The organism is Alteripontixanthobacter muriae (assembly GCF_013336795.1).
GTDB lineage: Bacteria > Pseudomonadota > Alphaproteobacteria > Sphingomonadales > Sphingomonadaceae > Pseudopontixanthobacter > Pseudopontixanthobacter muriae.
Map to the genome: position 1 here is coordinate 13,803 of NZ_JAAFZT010000025.1, position 17,988 is coordinate 31,790.

General features: G+C 60.5%; 14 protein-coding genes and 1 pseudogene. 1 reads left to right on the plus strand and 14 read right to left on the minus strand.

The window, feature by feature from the left end:
• Positions 1–17 precede the first annotated feature (17 nt).
• The 14 genes and pseudogenes from G7A66_RS08980 to G7A66_RS09045 all read right to left on the minus strand — a co-directional run bounded on the left by G7A66_RS08980 (position 18) and on the right by G7A66_RS09045 (position 15,395).
• The gene (locus tag G7A66_RS08980; RefSeq protein WP_174295360.1) at positions 18–902 is read right to left on the minus strand and encodes a hypothetical protein; all 885 of its coding nucleotides are present in this window, start codon (positions 900–902) and stop codon (positions 18–20) included.
• 183 nt (positions 903–1,085) lie between these two features.
• The gene (locus G7A66_RS08985; RefSeq protein ID WP_174295361.1) at positions 1,086–4,703 is read right to left on the minus strand and encodes an ABC transporter permease/M1 family aminopeptidase; all 3,618 of its coding nucleotides are present in this window, start codon (positions 4,701–4,703) and stop codon (positions 1,086–1,088) included.
• Positions 4,704–4,711: 8 nt separating this feature from the next.
• On the minus strand, positions 4,712–5,602 hold the full coding sequence (locus G7A66_RS08990; RefSeq protein ID WP_174295362.1) for an ABC transporter ATP-binding protein: 891 nt from the start codon (positions 5,600–5,602) through the stop codon (positions 4,712–4,714).
• 254 nt (positions 5,603–5,856) lie between these two features.
• A complete protein-coding gene (locus G7A66_RS08995; protein ID WP_174295363.1) occupies positions 5,857–6,240 on the minus strand; it encodes a hypothetical protein in 384 nt (127 codons plus the stop codon).
• 67 nt (positions 6,241–6,307) lie between these two features.
• Positions 6,308–8,401 (minus strand): TonB-dependent receptor plug domain-containing protein, encoded by a 2,094-nt coding sequence (locus G7A66_RS09000; RefSeq protein WP_174295364.1) that lies wholly within the window; start codon positions 8,399–8,401, stop codon positions 6,308–6,310.
• Complete coding sequence (locus tag G7A66_RS09005; protein WP_174295365.1) at positions 8,398–9,153, minus strand: hypothetical protein; 756 nt, start codon at positions 9,151–9,153, stop codon at positions 8,398–8,400. The genes G7A66_RS09000 and G7A66_RS09005 overlap by 4 nt, the downstream gene beginning before the upstream one ends.
• A 98-nt stretch (positions 9,154–9,251) precedes the next feature.
• A complete protein-coding gene (locus G7A66_RS09010; RefSeq protein WP_174295366.1) occupies positions 9,252–11,006 on the minus strand; it encodes a M56 family metallopeptidase in 1,755 nt (584 codons plus the stop codon).
• Complete coding sequence (locus tag G7A66_RS09015) at positions 11,003–11,380, minus strand: BlaI/MecI/CopY family transcriptional regulator (RefSeq protein WP_174295367.1); 378 nt, start codon at positions 11,378–11,380, stop codon at positions 11,003–11,005. The genes G7A66_RS09010 and G7A66_RS09015 overlap by 4 nt, the downstream gene beginning before the upstream one ends.
• Positions 11,381–11,720: 340 nt before the next feature.
• Positions 11,721–12,128: a hypothetical protein gene (locus tag G7A66_RS09020; protein ID WP_174295368.1), complete on the minus strand. Its 408-nt coding sequence runs from the start codon at positions 12,126–12,128 to the stop codon at positions 11,721–11,723.
• A 9-nt stretch (positions 12,129–12,137) separates the two neighbouring features.
• Positions 12,138–13,095 (minus strand): annotated as a pseudogene (locus G7A66_RS14235) (TIGR02587 family membrane protein).
• A gap of 251 nt (positions 13,096–13,346) precedes the next feature.
• Complete coding sequence (locus G7A66_RS09030) at positions 13,347–13,634, minus strand: hypothetical protein (protein ID WP_206675148.1); 288 nt, start codon at positions 13,632–13,634, stop codon at positions 13,347–13,349.
• 140 nt (positions 13,635–13,774) lie between these two features.
• Positions 13,775–14,383, minus strand: a complete 609-nt coding sequence (locus G7A66_RS14495; protein WP_174295370.1) for a c-type cytochrome — start codon at positions 14,381–14,383, stop codon at positions 13,775–13,777.
• Positions 14,380–14,877 carry a DUF6692 family protein gene (locus tag G7A66_RS09040; RefSeq protein ID WP_174295371.1) on the minus strand — a complete coding sequence of 166 codons (498 nt, stop codon included), beginning with the start codon at positions 14,875–14,877 and terminating at the stop codon, positions 14,380–14,382. The genes G7A66_RS14495 and G7A66_RS09040 overlap by 4 nt, the downstream gene beginning before the upstream one ends.
• Positions 14,874–15,395: a DUF305 domain-containing protein gene (locus G7A66_RS09045; RefSeq protein ID WP_232366773.1), complete on the minus strand. Its 522-nt coding sequence runs from the start codon at positions 15,393–15,395 to the stop codon at positions 14,874–14,876. The genes G7A66_RS09040 and G7A66_RS09045 overlap by 4 nt, the downstream gene beginning before the upstream one ends.
• A 420-nt stretch (positions 15,396–15,815) precedes the next feature.
• On the opposite strand from G7A66_RS09045, the gene G7A66_RS09050 reads away from it, so the two are divergent.
• On the plus strand, positions 15,816–16,283 hold the full coding sequence (locus tag G7A66_RS09050; RefSeq protein ID WP_174295372.1) for a DUF411 domain-containing protein: 468 nt from the start codon (positions 15,816–15,818) through the stop codon (positions 16,281–16,283).
• The last annotated feature ends 1,705 nt before the right edge of the window (positions 16,284–17,988 follow it).

Below are 17,988 nucleotides of genomic sequence, written 5' to 3' on the forward strand. Positions count from 1 at the left end.
ACGAAAATTGTTCGGCCTTAATCTCCGGCGACGAAACTACGCCAACCGTCCGGCACCGGTGCGCCGTTTCGCTCGGCAGCTGCAATGGCCATCGCCATCAGGGACCGGGCCTGCGCAGGAGCGGTATGCCTCTGCAGGATCGCCAGATTGGCCATGCTGCGTGCATCGTCTGGGTCACGTTCGACGATGTCCACCAGCCTGACCTGCGCGAGATCATTGCGCCCATCCGACAATGCCAGAGCGACCAGTGCCCTCCTTGCTCTCAGATCGTCCTGGCGGGGCATGGCACCGCTTTGCAGCATCAGCAGAAGCGCCTGTTCACGCCCGTCAGCATCGCGCGACGTGGTGGAGGCAGGCTCCATCCTGTCTGCGATGGAATATAGCAGCTCGGCAGCGGCAAGGCGCGTCGCGGGGATGCCGCCTTCATCACTCGCAATCGCCAGCAGCAGGTTTTTCGCCGTTCCCTCGTCTCCACCAGTCAAGGCGTCCTGCGCTTCAACGAGCAGGCAGGCGTCGCGGTTCGATATGGCGGGGTTGTCCGAGATGCAGGTCTCTGTACGGCGGATGCGGAACTTGCCCGATGCCTGATCCATCCCGCTGCCGGGAGTAAGCCCGCGTGTTCCGGTGGATGTCGCAACAACGCCGTCGTTGAAGGTGGCCCGTCGCGGGATGCGTGAACCGACGACGACTTCGCGACTTTCCGCCGCAGCACCGGTCACGACGATCATAGGCGAAGGATCTTCGCTCGCGGCCTCCGCATCGGGCGCAAGCGGCTCATCAGACATGATTGACAGGCCTTCAGATCCGACCGCAGGCTTCTTCTCCTGCTCAAGGTCCTGGGCGTTTGCACTGGACAGGGACACCGCCAGGATCGCCAATGTGTAAAGGGCAGTCAACAGCATCTTCGATCTCCTGCCTTGCTGGAATCCAATTCCATTGCGCCGAGACTGTAAGCATCAATAACACGGATCTCATGAAAGGGCATTATCTGACCCGAAGCCAGTGAATCAGATGATGCGAAGAAGGGCTACCTGCGGAAACTCGGGAGCGATATCGATGAAGAACGGTAGAGGGCGGCTTAAGCTTCAGTCCACGGCGACGAGATTGTCGTCTGAATTCCTGTCTATGTAGTAGTTGTAAGGATCGACTCCCGCGAATGCAGGCTTCTCACGGGATGTAAGAATTACCTGCTGTTCACCTGTCCGTAGCGTTCTTCGTCTGATACCGATCACATCTGATTTGGCGAAGGCTTCGTCGCCAGGCCGCTGTTTGAACAGGCCGATTTCAATGGCCTCGGCCAGGGGCGCGGCTGCTTCCGTGCCCTTGCCATCGGCGTAAAACTTCTGCGCTGTTATATTCACAATCGTAGTCCAGTTGCCGTTACTGTTGCGCGATGTGGTCGCCTCGGAAGCTTTCAGATCGTAGATCGTGATCCGCTCGAACAGATCGGTGATCAGCGCCTGCTGCGCAGGCGTGCGCGCTTCCTTCCGGAACTCGGCGATCAGATCGGTCGAGCGGTGATAGGGCGCTCCCTTGAAGCGGTAGCGGTCGAGGAAGCGAGCCAGGGCACGGTTGACCGAAGCCTCGCCCAGCCGCTCCTGCAGCAGATACATGACGAGCGAGCCTTTGCGGTAATGGATATACCCTTGGTCTTCCACGCGCACGAGCGGTAGCTCTTCGACCACCTCGCCCTTGCGCTGCCCAAGGTAGCTGTCGAGTTCATATTTGAGGAACCGGCGGATCTGGTCGGGACCATACAGCTTCTTCATCACCATCAGCGCGGAATATTGGGCCAATGTTTCCGAGGTCAGGGTACCTCCCTGCATATTTCCGCCAACCACCTGATGCGCCCAGTATTGATGGCCTAGTTCATGCGCGGTGACGTATGAGACGTAATCGATGGTTTCAGGGTCACGAACATCAGCGGCAAAGCCGATGCTTTCGGAATAAGGCATCGTGCCCGCGAAGGCCTGGGCGAAGCTGCTGTAGCCGGGAAATTCGATTATGCGTGCATAATCGAACTGGTAGGGTCCGAAGTTGTCGCGATAATAATCGAGCGATGCTTCCATGGCATCAAGCATCTTTGGCGCATTCCAGGCATGATCGGGATCGTGATAGACCGTGAGGCGAACTCCCTCGTGTTCCCGTTCCGCCAAGGCGTAATCTGCTGATTGAACCGAGAAGAAATTGTGAATTGGCGCCGGGCTGACGAATGTCGCCGTGCGGCGTCCGTTGCGGGTCACTTCCGACACCCTGTTGCCCGGCGCGATGGGCACCTGATCAGCCGCGGTGCTGAGGGTGATGCGCGAGTTCACCCAGTCGGTGCCGATATAATTGCGTTGCTGTGCCGTGCGGTCTTCCAGTCTGGCCGGCCTGAGTTCGTCCGGCAGACCCTGGCGGCGGCGCTGCGTCCGGTCGCTTAACAGCGATCTGCGATCCATGCCGACGATGGGCGCGAAGGTGAAATTGTTAACGAAGCTGCCGTTCTGCACCAGATCCGTATCCGGTGCGCCGTTTTGAAACCCTTGCCGCCAAGTGGTCGATTGAAAATCGAGTTGAGCGGTTTCGCCAGGCATCAGCGGCTTGTCGAAAGTGTAAATGCGATATTGGTGCGTCTTGTCATGAGAGGTGAGATCAGCGCCAGAGAGAGCCATGCGCTCAAAGTCGACAGTGACATCCCCCTGCCGCAGGTGAACCTGCCGGATGGGGCTGTTCGTCTCGTTCCGTAAATCGTAGCGCCCCTTGACTTCCATCCGCCGCTCTTCCGGAAAAAGGTCGATGTCGAGCGCGACATCCGTAACGACGGGCCGCGGAAGGGATTCGTACTTAAGGAATCGTCGCTCGTATTCTGCCGTCTGCCGCTCCACCTCATCGGCGGTGCGGTACATGTTCAGGCTGTTGATGTTGCGGTTGATCACCAGCCCGCTCCCCATCATGCCCGCGATTGCCAGCACGGCGACGCTGGCACTCACCACTGTGAGCCGGTTGCTCATTCCGGCCAGACGTGGACGCAAGGCAACAACCGTTCCACGCGGCCAGATCAGGTGAGCAATAAGCAGCAGCAGAACACCGAAGCAAAGCCAGTACAGCCGCGCCCACCTCGCCCCGATCCAGAAATGCCCGGCCCCGTTCATGTCGCTGAGCGGCTCGGCCGGACCTGCGGCATAGAGGTAGAGCATGTTCGTGAAGCCCATATTCGTTAGGAATATGCGGCTGACGAACCATACCAGCATCAGACCCCAACCAATGTATTTGTTGGGGCTGACCACCTGCATGAACACGGCGAGTATCGCGATCAGCAGAAGATCGATGCTTTGCGGAAACACATACCAGGCGAGATAGCTGCCGATCGCGAGCTGTTCGGCTCCTGTCATCAGCTGGTAAACGACGCCGGCGAGCATGCCTGCCCCGGCAAGCACAAGAAGCACGGCATAGATAGCGGCGAGCTTTGGCAGAAAGATGACCCAACCCGGCGTGGCCGTGCTGTCAACGATTTCGTTTATCCGCGTGTCGCGTTCGCGCCAGACCAGCTCGCCGCCATAGAAAACAGCGATGATGATGGTGAACAGGCCCATGCCATTGATCACGGCGGTAACCACATTGGCAGTGAGCGGATAGGAAGGTGTTCCGTAAAGCGTTTCGGAAAACCACAGCGTGGTGGTGGTGAACAGCAGAGCGAGCAGAAGCAGCACGATCAGACCCGGGCTCTTCACCACCTGAAGAATCTCGATCTTCAGGCGCAGTAACAGTTGCGCCCTGATCACCTGCGGACCACGTGTCGGCTCGATTGCCCTGCCGCCAATTGCCGGAACAACGGCATCTGCCTTGCCCTGCGCGTGATCGGGCGCGTGATCGGGCGCGCGATCAGCTCGCGCCAATTTGCGCAACCGGCGCCGAGAGGGGGCGCGCTCGGTCATGCTGAAGGTGCGCCAGGTTGCTGCGAAGAAGAGCCCGCTCAGCGCCAGGACGAACAGGCGATTGAACAGCAGAAGCCCGCCAAGTGGAAGCAGGCGATTGTTCATTTCCGCAGCGGTCCAGTAGCGTGTGGCTTCCCCGATCGCGCCCACCGCCATGGGTTCGAAGCGGGCGACCATCTCCTGATATTGCGGCAAATCGGCGAAGGTCCCGACGACGAGCAGGTAGCCCATCACGAAGACCAGCACACCGATATATGCTGCGAGCATGGAGCGGGTCATCGTCGCCAGCATGAACAGGAACGCTGACGACAAGAGAATATTCGGCAACGCGATGACGAGGAACGGCCAGAGGTAAGCCGCCATGCCGCCCGCCCCCAGGTTTTCGGGATCGACCCACGGCATGCTCGCACCGATGCCCATGCCGAGCGGGACCGCGACATAGCCCAGCAGTGCAATCAGGAAGCTGCCCAAAAAGCGTCCACAAAGAAACTGGCCTCTGGTCGTCGCGGTCGCCCGAAGTATCGGCGCGAAGCCCGTGCTATCATCGCGCACCACGGCATTGGCGACGAAGGAGGTGATGACGAACAGGTAGAAAAGCGAGAGCAGCGCCACCGCGTTGGCAATCGCATATGGCGAATTCTCATGAACCGATCCGGGTGTTCCGATGCTCACGTTTTCGCTGGCTGTCAGGCCGAAACCGAGCAGGAAAAATATGGCGGCCGAAACCCAGAACACAGGGTTCTTCAGCTGGTAGCGAAGTTCGAAGGCGGCGATGCGAGCGAACATCGTCTTCCTCAGGCCGCGGCGGGCATTGCAGGGCGGCGTGCATTCGCCAGGGTGGCGAAATAGACATCCTCCAGACCAGCCTGGACCGGTTCGAAACCGGCGGGATGCTCGTCGCTCAGCACGTGCACGATGATGCGACCGGCGTAGAAACGATGCGAGATTACCACGTGCGACGCCTTGAAGCGTTCAAGCTCGTCATGATTGATCGTTTTCTGCCATACCCGTCCATGTGTCGATCCGATCAGATCGCGCGGCACGCCTTCCAGCTGGACCCGGCCATTCGCGAGAACGGCCATTCGCGGACAAAGGTCGGCGACATCGTCCACGATATGCGTCGACAGGATCACGACCACGTTCTCGCCGATCCCGGCCAGGAGGTTGAGAAAGCGATTGCGCTCCTCCGGATCGAGGCCGGCGGTCGGCTCGTCGACGATAATCAGTTCCGGATTGCCGATCAGTGCCTGGGCGATGCCGAACCGCTGACGCATGCCGCCCGAGAATCCGGCAACGGCCTTACTGCGAACCGCCCATAGATTGGTTTCATCAAGCAGGGTCTCGACGACAGCCTTTCGCTCGCCCTTGCAGGTGATGCCCTTCAGCACGGCCATGTGATCCAGCATCTGATATGCGGAAACGCGCGGGTAAACGCCGAAATCCTGCGGCAGATAACCAAGCTTTTCACGCAGCAGGCTGGACCGGGCAAGTACATCGAGTTCGCCGAACCTGATGCTGCCCGAAGTCGGCGCCTGCAGGGTTGCGATAGTGCGCATCATGGTAGACTTGCCTGCGCCATTTGGCCCGAGCAGGCCGAACATGCCCTTGGGTATCGACAAGCTCACATCATCGAGCGCTTGCGTTCCATTCGGATAGACGTGGCTCACGCCGACCAGTTCGAGCATTTGATCATCCCCCCTACGATCTCTGCTTATGCAAAGATGGGCTGATCTTGAACAGGCCGCTAGTCGACAGGAATGCGGCACTCGTCGAACGGCTTGCGTCGCCCTTCAGGCTTTCTGAGCCGGACTGATGGCTTGCAAATTCGAAAACCGTAGGGACCGGAAGGGCGCAAGTTGATCAAAACCCTTTGCATAGAGGAGAACTTGCGACAGGTCGGACTACCGGATGAGCAATCGGGATTTGGACCAGATTTGCATCAGCGGATCGGGATCAGGCGGACAGGAAGCGATTGTACGTCCGGCAGCGGGCGCACATCATTCATGTCGTGGTGCATCACCATGACGGAGCAGCCATCGATGCGCTGATCGACCGCCTTGATCAAATATGATTTAGGAGCACCATCTTCGCGCTCCAGCCTGCGTAGCCCTCGCTCCTGGCGGACATTATGGATTCGATCGCGACAAGCGTTCGCCTCCGTTTCAGGGGCAACCGATGTGCCGGAAGGGTGGTCTGCTGCCGGGCTGCTGGTGGGCGGCATTGGATACCCCGCGATCCATTCAGGAGCATTTGCCGAACCCGCCCCTTTCGCAGCGGCCAAGCTGGCGACCAGCATGCACGGAATGATCAGAGCGAACCGCATGGACTGTCTCCTCATTCAAGAACCTGCAATCCGTCAGGCAGTTCCGAAGACGAAAATCCGTAAACCCCTAGAAATTGCCCCGCACCGAAAATGACAGGATCGGCCCGATCAACCGGTCCCGGTCTTCGATGTACAGCACCGGCGACTCTCCACGCAGACCCGAATAGACGCTGCGGAAGCGGCGTGAGCGGGCATTGAAGATGTTGCCCGCCTGCGCGCGAACGGTGAGGCCGAAGACATCCTTGTGCTCCACGAAAACGGATGCGAATGTCGGGCCTTCCCATATCCGGTCGACGGAGTTGCTGCGGTAGCGCGGCTGGTTGTGCGAATAGTTCGCTTCGGCACCCCATGCCCAGTCGGTGTCCGGGATGTCGTGCCGCAGGCTAGCTTCTATTTGCGTGTCGGTGAAGCCGCTCCACTGGCGCAGTTCGCCGGTGAAGGGATCGCGCAATTCCGACTTCTGAAAGACGAAGCCGGTTTCCAGCCGCATGCCCCTGATCCCGGCAGGATCGAGATTGATCGTGTTGTTCCAGACGACTGCCGCGGCCCAGGATTTGTCGATATTGCCTACCGCCTCGCCGCTTCCGACCGGAATGATGTCGACGAAATCCTCGACATCCCGATAGATCAACCGCAGCTGCGTGGAGCCCCAGGCGCCGAATTTCTTGTTTGCCTCACCCTCGAAGCTCCAGTCCTGCTGCGGCCGCAGATCGCTGTTCCCCGCATTTTCGTTATCATCGTTGAGGAAGGCGCGTGCCAGGAAGTCGTAGAAGGACAGTTGCAGCACCCGCCGGCGCAGCTTGAGAGCCACGTCGAGATCGCTGCTGGGCTGCCATGCCAGCGATAGCGAACCTTTGGGCCGCAGGAACGCGCGTGTCAGTCCGTCGGACCCGCTCTGCGTGATTGTCGATTTCTCCGCGCCTGCTACCACTTGCAGCGAAAGTGTGGAGCCGAGTTTGCGGCCATAGCTAACCAGGCCTTCATAGCGATCCTCGCTCACCCCGCCGGTTCCACCCGGAAAGGGCAAGGGCACGAATTCGCCGGCAGGATCGAGGGTGAACAGCCCCGCGACATTGTCGAGCGTATTATAGGCGGCCTCGCCCGAGATTTGCCAGTCGCCGCCCAGCATCTTCCAGCTATATTCCCCGCGACCGATCGTCTCGGCAAGATCGCCGGTCTGCGTGAAGCGGTCGCCGATCGCGGGCGATCCGTCGGCAAAAGCGACCACAACCTCCTGCAGATAGGGTTCGTGGCTGAAGCGGCGCAATCCGATCGTCTTCAGCCTGCCGGGACCGAGGGCGAATTCATAATCGGCTCCAAGCTCGTAATTCCACGTATCGTTCTTTTCGCGGACCGTGCGGAACTGGTCGGGCAAGCCGGGCACGAGGCGGTCGCCATCCTCGCTGTAGCGGCTGTATATCCGCTGATAATGGCCACTAAGATTGCCGATGCTGGTGCCCGGCCCGTCCCAGGCCAATTTGCCCGACAGCTTCGGTGAATCGTAAGCAGAGGTCCAGACATCGTCGCGTGTTTCGATGATCGTGCCGAGGCCATCGTAGAGCAGCGTTCCGCCGCCGGCTGCGCTCCGCCCGGCATCGTCATTGTTGAGGCCGATTTCATACTCCACGTCCCCGCTGCTTCCGCTCACCGAGACATCGCCGCGGGTCAGCAGGGGGTCGGCGTAATGCGCGCGGACCTGCGGCCGCCATGAGAACTGGCCGATAAGCTGGTCAGCCTCGTACACGATATTTGCGACCTGGCCGGACAGGCCCGGAAGATCGAGCGATGCGCCGTCGAGGATCTCGATCCGAGTGACGTTGCCTGCCGGAATCCGGGTCAGCAGAGTGGCGAGATCATCGCTCTTGGTCGAGGGGCGCTGGCCGTTAAACAGCACATTGCCCGATGCCTGTCCCAGGCCGCGCAACTGTTCGCTGTTGCGAATGGAGAAGCCCGGCACCTGGGCGAGCATATCCAGCGCGTTGCGGGGTGCATAGCGGGCAAAATCCGCAGGCGTGTAGACCTGCCCGACCAGCGGCGACGCGGGGACGCCGACTACCTGCGGATCCGGCAGCGGTGCATTGCCCGTTTCGGGTTCATCCTGCGCAGAGGCGGGGCTTGCGCCTGCCAGTGCCAGCAACGCGATGCCGTGCAATTTCTTCATTGTCCCTGTCCCCGTACAGCTCTGTTCATGTTTCGCGCATATTCCGGCGTCACCCCTACCGCTTTCATCGCGATCGCCTGCTGTACGCTCGGGCGATACCCAGCCTCCACGAGGCCCCGCACGAAGGTACCATCGACCCCGATGGCGCGGCAGGCCACTGCATCCTCGATGGTCAGCCAGGGCAGCCCTGCCCGTTTCAACTCTCCGAGATATTCGGGCGAAAGATCCAGCGCCGCGGCAGCAATCACTTCGTCCGCATTGCGCAGCGCGATGCCTGCACGCGCCAGTCCATCGACCAGTGCTTCATCCGCATCGACAAGAGCCATGGCGAGAAGGTCGTCGCCTCGCCATCCGATGTTCAGGGCATCGAGCTTGTTCACGAAGCCGGGATCGGCGTTGAAGACGCAGGCGCCGCGTCCATGAAACGCCGCGCGAAGCCTTCCGGAACAGTCAAGCGTGCCTGCATCGCGTTGGATTGCGAAATCCACCTGGCCTCCCGATGCTGCCAGGTTGCGGCGTGCCTCGCCGAAACCGCTTTCAGTGGCGTTCAGGGTAAATTCGTTGCTGGAATTCTCGTAAGCCAGTCGCAGGCGCGGCATTCCGGGCCCTTCCTCATCGCGAGAAGCGGTCCAGGCGATGCCTTCCAACCCGAGCGCAGGTGACGAGACGTGCTCTTGCGAAGGCCTGGCATCGATGGCCTGCCCGGCGACGAGCACGGCAGCAAAGGCGGCGGAGAAAAGTGCGTTTTTCATCATGAGGTCCTTTCCGCTTCCGCATGCTCCGGACGAGCGAAGGGGTTCGCCGGAGGCGGTATCAAAACGTCGGTATGGGAATTCGGCGGTGGCGAGCGTCAGTTGTCGCGCGGCGGCCCGGGTGGCTTGCTGGAACTGATCGCCGCACTCGTGCCGTCACCTTGTCGCGCCGTGGCTACTCCGTTTGGCCCCACCGTGGCTATCGCGTTCCCGAGTCTGGCGCTGACGGCAGGTGGCTGCGGCAAGAAGCGAGGCGGAGCAGGCGAGCGGACAGCACCCACCGCGTGGAGCGCCATCACCTCGTCGGGCGTAATCGCATCCCCGCCACCGCGGCCCAGTGCGCGCACATCCGCCGCCGTGACCCCGAGGGCTCGCAGCCCGGTAATTTCGTCGATCTCGATGCGCGGGAACATGCTGCGCATCGACCGGACATATTGCGGAGATATCCCGATCGCACGTGCTCCGATAATCTCGTCCAGTCCCGCAGCGGGCAATGCGGACCGCATCGCACGAGCATAGGATGCATCGACGCCCACCGCGTCCGCACCGATCAATTCGTCCACATCGACGTCGCCAAATATACCGCGCATTTCGGCCACGTAGCTTGCGTCCGTGCCTGTCGCATGCGCTGCGATGATCTCGTCCGGCCGGGCCCTCTCGTTTCGCATGGACACGAGCGTTTCGGCCGTGACGCCGACCGCCCGCATGCTGACGAGATCCTCAGGGGTAAGCAAAGGTGCTTCCTCTTCAGGCGCCTTTCCCTTGCCAGCGTCGATGGCGCGCGGAGCCAATGCGTTTGCCGTAATCGGGAGAGCGGCGGCAAAGACAATCCCTTCGTAGGGTTCGTCGGCAGAAATGGTCGAGAAAGCCGCGACAGGACCGGCGATAGCGAGGCCGACGAGCAGGCAAAGCGCACCCCAGGCGGCGCCTGCCGGCCCACGTTGCGCCTGCCCGTCGAGAGCCCGTGTGATCCGCCGACGAAGCGAGTTCCCGGCCGGAGCGACGCCATGTGCCGCGATCAGGACCGCGCTATTGTCATGGCGCGCCGCATTGACGAGCAGCGCGGCATAATCGGCCCCGGCGATATCGGTCATAAGCACGCTGTCGTCCGCCGCCTCCTCGCGCAGTTGATGGCTTTCACGCGCAAGCAGCCAGACGAAGGGGTTGAACCAGAACAGCGCGCAGGTGAGCCGCCCCAGCAGGAGCTTGGCCCAGTCGAGCCGCGCCACATGCGCCAGTTCATGGGCGATGATCGCCTCGGCGTCGCTGGCGGTTGCAACCGCCCGGGGGTCGAGCAGGATCGTCGGACGCAGCACGCCCCAGCTGACGGGCGAGCGCAATTCGTCGCTGACGAGGAGCGCCGTACCGTGTTTGAAGCCCATGCGGCGCTGCGCCTGCGCCAGCGCGGAAAGCCACGAGGCATCGACGAGCACCTCCGCCCGGCGCCCCATCGCGAACAGCCGCAGGACCGCGACACTCATCATCAGCAGCATGAGCAGGAGCGGAATGGCGTAAATCCAAAGCGCAAGCTCGCCGATGTCCGGCCAAATCGTCGCAGGCTCCGGCGGCGGCGGCGGCAGCGCTGCGGGCGTTCCGGTGAGTTGTATCGCAGTCGGCAGCTGAGCGGCGGCCCCTGCGTCGGTGGCGAAAGCTGCCGAAGGAAACGGCGCCCATTGCGGCAACGCAAGGGAGGCGAGTGGCAGCATGAGGAGCGTTAACAGACCCAGATGCGCAATCACGGACCGCTCCGCCGGAGTGCGCCTTCTCGCCAGGCGTAGCAGGCACAGCGCGAAGCCGGCAACTGCAAGTGACTTGATCGCGAGGGTTCCAAGCACCGAAGCCGAAAGCATCATGGCTTCCTCCCCTGCCGTGCGTCGGCGATCAGCCTTTCAAGCTCGTCGAGTTCGTTCTCGTTCAATTCGTCCTGCATCCCCAGCAGAGCCGCTGCGGCACTGCCGGGGGATCCGTTGAAGAAAACTTTCACCACCTGGCTGAGCGCCGATTTGCGCGCCACCCTTTCAGGAACTGCGGGCGAATACAGGAAGCCGCGTTCGCCCTGTTTGCGCTCGACGAAGCCCTTTCGCTCAAGTCGCTGAAGCATTGCCCTTATCGCAGAGCCCGAAACTTCATCATGAAGAGCTTCGCCGATCTCGTTGACGCTGGAAGCCCCGAGTTCGTAGAGTACGTCCACGATTTGCCGCTCGCGTGGGGGAAGGCTGGTCAACATACGAATCACCTCAAGTGCTACGTTTGTAGCGTGCTACATCTGTAGCGCCCTTCATGCAAGCTGCTTTTGTGGTGCACCACTTCGGCAGAACGTTCTGCATCTCTACGCATGGGTCGCCGGCAAGTAGAGGCGATGCCGTTGAGCGCGGACAGGTTCAGCGGAAGCGCAGTTCGGCGTTGGCGATTCTGTCAGGGCGGTAGCGGCGATCAGACAGGCGCTTGGGCTGTGTCATGGGTTGTGCAGGTGCTGTCAGTCCAATCGCAACTTGTCTCCGGCAGACGAAGCATGCCCAATTGTACCCGCTGGTAAGAGTAGCGGGCTGGCGCAGCTCAGCATATCCTTATGGTTGATGGTAACCTAATGCGCGCAGCGCGATTCCTTCATTTGCCGGATTGGAACTGAAGAACAATCCGCCTCGCGCTTCCGAGTGGCCGGGCACATAATCGAATGTCGTGCTGCTTCTCTCGATACTGCCCGCCGCTCCTGAAATCACGCCTTCGACCTGGAAACCCGCTGCCGTTTGCGCCGAATGGTTGGAGGCGATGATCTCCACGAGAAATCCTTCGCCGGCGGGCGATATGCTCGTCACCCGAACATCGATCTCAGGAACCGTCTGTTCGGGTGAACGAACAGCCTGCCAGCCCACAAACCCGAGAAGCACTAGCGTCAGAACCAAACCTATTCCGCCCGCGATCCATTCGATCACAGGCCTTTCACTCTGCTGATCTTTCTGCTTGTCCTGCGCCATCTGCGCCCCCTAAATGATGATCCGGGCCGCTGCTGCGCCCAACGCGGCCGGAAAGCCGAGCACGGATGTCATCATCGCTATCTGGAAAAGCAATGCCTCGTCCGTGCGGCCAAAAGTCCAGAGTACATAGAGGCTGACGATAATCGCGATGCCGTAGCCGGCGATGCTGCGGCTAACGACCAGCCAATGCAGGTCCATGCCTTCCGGCACCTCCTCCGCCCCCTGAAGCCCAGCGCATAGACGAAGGCGTGGAGCGCGAAGATCGACAGCAAGATGAGCGCGATGGCGTGCGTGGGCGTCATCTTGAAAGCGATCAGCACCATCTCTTCCGTCGGTGCGACATTGAAGGCCAGGAACACCGCGCCTGCCAGCATGATGAAGAGCTGGCCAGGATACCCCGCTTGCTTTTGTCTCACCCCCGTGCCGGTATCCTGGGAACCGAGCTGCCCTCGTGCAACGATTGCTCCGATACTTGCGGGCACGGTCTGCACAGCAATCTTTCCGATAATCTCGCCGGCAGGCATTGCCGTCGTGGTGATCCCGAAGACTGCCAACATCGCTGCGGAGGTAATCGCACCCACTCCAAGGGCTACAATGGCATCGAGCAGATCCTCGAACCATCCGCCGGTTCTTTCGAAGCCCACGAAGTATGAGAGCGGAAACAGCAGAATGAGCGTGAACACGAGGAACAGGAGCAGGCGATCGCGATCCATGTAGAAGCCAGCCACCACATCTCCATCGTCATGAGCAGGGGAAAGGCGAAGAGGATCGCGCCTGCGAACGCCCTGCCAAGAGCGCGGAGGAACTCACCCGAAGACTGGGACCTTTGATCGGTCATCTCTCCCCTGATCTCCCGCTCATCCCGCTGCCTCCAGATTGTAGCGCACGATTGCGGCTTGCGGACCGCCACATGCATTCCGTGCCTGAAGCAACGAAAGCAATGAGGTCTCAAGAACCAGAAGTCCATGCCGATCCCCGAAGTCTTGGCTCCGGTGGCTTGGTAAGGATCGCTTGCCAATCCTTTGTTGCAGGCACCGTGCCGGCAACTGCGTTAGCGGCGAAGGCATTCTGACCCGAATTCATCTCCTCTGATGTAAGGCTGGCCCGAGACTTTGCTATCAAGGGCGTGCAGCAGTTTTCTAGCTGGTCGCAACCTGACGCGGCTAAACGTGCATGTATTCCGCTTCGAAGCCAGCCGCCTCGCGCCAGCGTCGTTTATCACAGCGCCAAAGTGAGCCGCGCTCCCTCTGAGGTGAGCTTCTCGAACTCGTCAGCTGGAATGAAGGCAACTCTGCTATCATGCGTGGTCAGGATCGAATGATCCATGGCTCCGAGTATCTGCACATGCAGGTCCAGGAAGTCTTCGTGTATCATGAAGCCGACGATCTGACGGTCGCCGTTGCGAATGCCTTTGTACCGCGAAGGCCAGCCTACAATCATCAGACGCAGGTACCCGTCAGCGCCTTCAGCGCGGGCCATGCTTTCTTTTCCGTCGCCGCCGCTCACCCCTAACGTCGTCCAGATCCGATCGAGAATTGCAGATAGCACGCCAAGCAGGCCGGGAACAAAGGTCGGTCAATCCATTCTGATCCTCTAAATCGGATGAGATTTTATGAAACGGAGCATTCGATACGCTCGGTGCCGTCTCAATGCGAATGCCCGCTGCCAGCGTCCTCCCCGCCGTGGCCGTGCCCGCCGCCTGCGCTTTCCTGGCCGCCGTGGCTATGGCCCTCGCCGCCGTGGCTGTCTTCGTAAGCGGCATATTCGGCGGCACTCATCTCGGGCAGTTGCTTGACGAAAGCGGCGATCTCCCAGAGGCTCTGGTCTTCATGCGTGGGGCCAAAGGCTGGCATTCCGCTCATCTTCACGCCGTGCTTCACGATCCAGAAGACTTCCTCTGCGCTCCATTCAGGCGCCACTCTGGCCAGCGGAGGTGGAATGGGCCGCATGGTCCTGGCCCAGATCGCGCGGCTGTCGCCGACGCCGCCGTGGCAATGCGCGCACATCCCCTTGTAAGCGCCCGCCCCGGCCTCGACCATGGCGGGAGTGAATGCAGGCGGTGCAATCACGTCACCGGCGCGGCTCTCGACCGAATTCTCCATCGCGGTGGTGAGCGCCCAGCCCACGATGGGGTTGTGCCGATCGGTCGCGGCGACATTGTAGCTGCCGGTCAGCACCACGATCAGCGCGATCAGCAGCAGGCCGAGGACCACGCCGGCCGCGCCGAACAGCACGCCCTTGGCCTTGGGGCTCACACCTCCACTCCTTCATAGCACTGGACGTATCCATGATAGCCGAGTTCGTCCTCCGCACCGGGCGGCACGACGATCATCTGCATGCCCTGGCTGCCAGCATTGCCTTCTTCGTCCAGCAGGCTGATGGACACGGTCAACCCTCCGGCCTGGTACAGCCCCTCGCGCACTTCGGGTAGCGGGATGAGCTTGCCGTTGAGCTTGATCACGCCCGCAGCGCCGGTCTGGAACAAAAAGGACGGATAGGCCACTTCGGTCAGCGTCATTGCACAGCGACCGGCACGGCCGCCAAGGGCCTCGAGATCGGCGAGGCTCATCGTCTCCGGCTTGATGATGGCGGGCGACACATTGGCCAGCGCCGCCTCGACAGGCTCGACAGGTGCTGGCGTCGGTGCGGGTTGAAGCTGCGCTGCCCGGTCGTTGCCGAGCGCGGTATTCTCGTTGCAGGCAGACAGCGACAGCGCGGCCGCGAGAAGCAGGGTTGCGCGGGCGATCATGGCGTCACCTCCTCGGGCAGACGCTCGGTACTGCGGATGCCGTTCTCCTCGATATCCTGGATCAGATATTTCATCTGCGCAATCTCGCGGCGCTGAGCGAGAATGATGTCATGCGCCAGCTTGCGCACGCGGGGGTCGCGGATATGCGCGCGTTCACTGGTCATGATCGCGATGGAGTGGTGCGGGATCATCGCCTTCATATATTCGACGCCGGTCACCGTCGTCTGGCTGCGCACCAGCCACAAGGCGGGCGCGAAGACCACGACCGCGACGCCGTAGATGATCAGATTCTTCTTCCGGTTCTTGTACATGCCGAGCATGAAGGAAAGCATGATCACCATCATCATGGCGCCCATGACAAAGGCCATCCAGAAGCGGGTCTCGCTCCAGAAGATATGGTCGACGCTGTAGGTGTTCACATACATCAGGAAGAACATCGCCACCGTACTGGTGGCGATCATCGCCATGAAGCGGCCGTAAGGTCCGCTTTTTTCCTGCTTGCCCTGCTGCTCTGCCATCTGTTCTCCTCCTTCGTTCACACTACGGATATGTCCGCATTTGGGTCCGAGAAGGGTATTGCGGATGGAGTTGGGAAGACGGCTGCATTAGCGTTCAGATTATTGGTCGGCCGACGATAGGTACTTCAAGGGTTTCCTCCTGCATGGAGGTTTGAAGTTGCGGATCGGAGGGCACTGATCAACTACGCGGTGCTTCCGACTACTTCTTGAAGCCGAAAGGATTCATCCTAGATGGTGAGGGAGTTCGATCGCCGATGACCAACCTGAATTAACGCTGCCGTCCGCAATAAATTGTTCGTGCCGTCGCCGGTTCCTGAGCTATCGCGAGCGGGAATGCAGCTGAGCAGCGCATCGCATTCAACTAGCAGGCCAGCTTATTTCGGACGGGCGGGCCGTAAACTGAGCGCCAAGGATTTTCGTATGATCACAGCAATCCGATCCGCCGTTTTTCGTCGCACCCTGGCCGGATCGCTAGTGCTGGGCACTGCGCTGTCCGCCTGCGCTGCGCAGGCCGCTAATTACACCATGTACCGTGACCCGAATTGCGGTTGCTGTCTCGACTGGGCCCAGCACGTGGAGCAAGGAGACACGCACGAGGTGACCGCGATCGATCACCCGAACATGGCGGAAGTGAAGGCGGAGCGCGGCGTGCCGGCTGACCTGCGCTCATGCCATACCATGATTGCCGATGGTTACGTCATTGAAGGCCATGTGCCCGAAGCAGACATCGCGCGCCTGCTGCGCGAGCGGCCTGCAAACGTCACCGGCCTGGCTGTTGCCGGCATGCCGATGGGCTCTCCGGGCATGGAGCACGGCGACCATCGCCAGCCTTACGAGGTAATCGCCTTCGGTCCTGAGGGTCGCAGCGTCTTCGCGAGCTATAACTGATCTCCTCCAGAAGAGGGACGCCAGGTAGGGAACGCTCGCCTCCCATCTTCTCGCCGCCTGGCCTGCATGCGACGAAAATTGATCAGTGGTGATAGCCGCGGCCGAGCGATCGAACAGCAAATGCTCGGGACTGGATGTCAGCAAACGTCAGCTTCCCACCCCTCGCATATTGTTAGCGGACTGTGAGCAAGAGGCCCAAAAACTGCCGGTCTGCAAAGCGCCCCCAGTCGGTCCTTCCGATGAACCGTTGCGCGATCTCGAGAGCGGCTGTTCGCGCAAATAGCGGGTTGTGACGATTTTTGCCAATGGCACAAACGTTACAAGATTTGCCGTTTGGACGTAAAAAGCCGTTTCGATCACCCTCATTTCAGCTTCTCTGCGCCAAGGCTCAACAACTGGCTTGGGGAGTATGGTTCAAGCAGAAAGTTACCGTGATCGGGTAGTTCTTCATCGCCCGAATGGTGCTTACCCGAGGTGATCACGAGACTTATGTCCGGCCATGCGGCAAAGGTGCGCGCCGCCAGCAACAAACCATCGCCACCCGGCAGATCGAGATCGGTGAAAAGAAGCTGGATGGCATTTCGGTCTCGCAGGACTTGCTCCGCCTCCTCTGCATCAGCGACATCGACCGTCTCTTAGCCTGCCCCTTCCAGCATGACGGCTGCTGCCGCTCTGATCAGAAGCTCATCTTCCACTATCAGGATCGGGGTTGCAGCTTCATGGCATTAAGACGAGGATCAGCGTGTGGAACTTTCCGTCGCTACCCAGCGGAGGAGATAGCGTAAGTTCTGCTACGGGTGGGACTGCATTGTCGAGCCGCGAGCATGAATCCCCGGAGTGCCGCGCGTCAAAGCCTCGGACTTGTTGCTACGCTTTGCTTACGCCTCCGAGGGGAAGGTCGGATAATATCACGCCGCAGGAATACCGCCAGCTTCAGCAGCGATGGGGCGGCGGGGGAGGCCACCACGGCGGCTAGGGTTCTGACCTCCAAGCTCGGAACGAACAGTAGCGTTGCGAGAGGTCGAGAATGCCGCGCGAACAGGCGCCCGACAGGCTCAGAAATCAAGGTAAGGAGCTATGTTACTGAACGGAAGTAAGTGCCCGATTATCTGGTCGATTGCAGTCATGCTCATCCTGATCATCATAGCGACCGCGTTTTAAGCTCTGAACCGCGACAGCGAGGGTGTGATTGGCCCCTTGGAAGATGTCGACGCTGTGGTGATCGAAGGACCCGTTGAGTGACCTCCACCACCCTCCAGAAGTGGCAGAACTTCCGCCAACGCATGTAGTGTTGCTCGAAAGGTCAAGGATATGCCTGCTACTCACCCCTACAATCCCCCCATATGTCGGTTGGGGTCTTGAGAGAAAAGAGTGCGAGCAGCGCTAATGCGAACCGCTCGGCGATAGACGGGGACGGCATTCTGAAGCGTGGGTATGCGCTTATTCAATGCGGACGCGACCTCTGAGAGCCGCTCTCCGACGCCTTCTTTGCAAAGGCAGCCGACCACTCCAGCTTCGAATTCGGATATAGGCACCGCAGCTGTTCCCGGTGACGTGACCTGACGCCGGATTCTGGCTGCAAGAGATCGACCCAGAAGTGGTTAGGGTCCGGACTCATTAGAGCCACCAGGTGACGATGGCTGCGATAGCGATTGTGGCCATAAAGGTCTTGATGTTGCGGTCGAAGCGGGTGGCGACCCGCCGC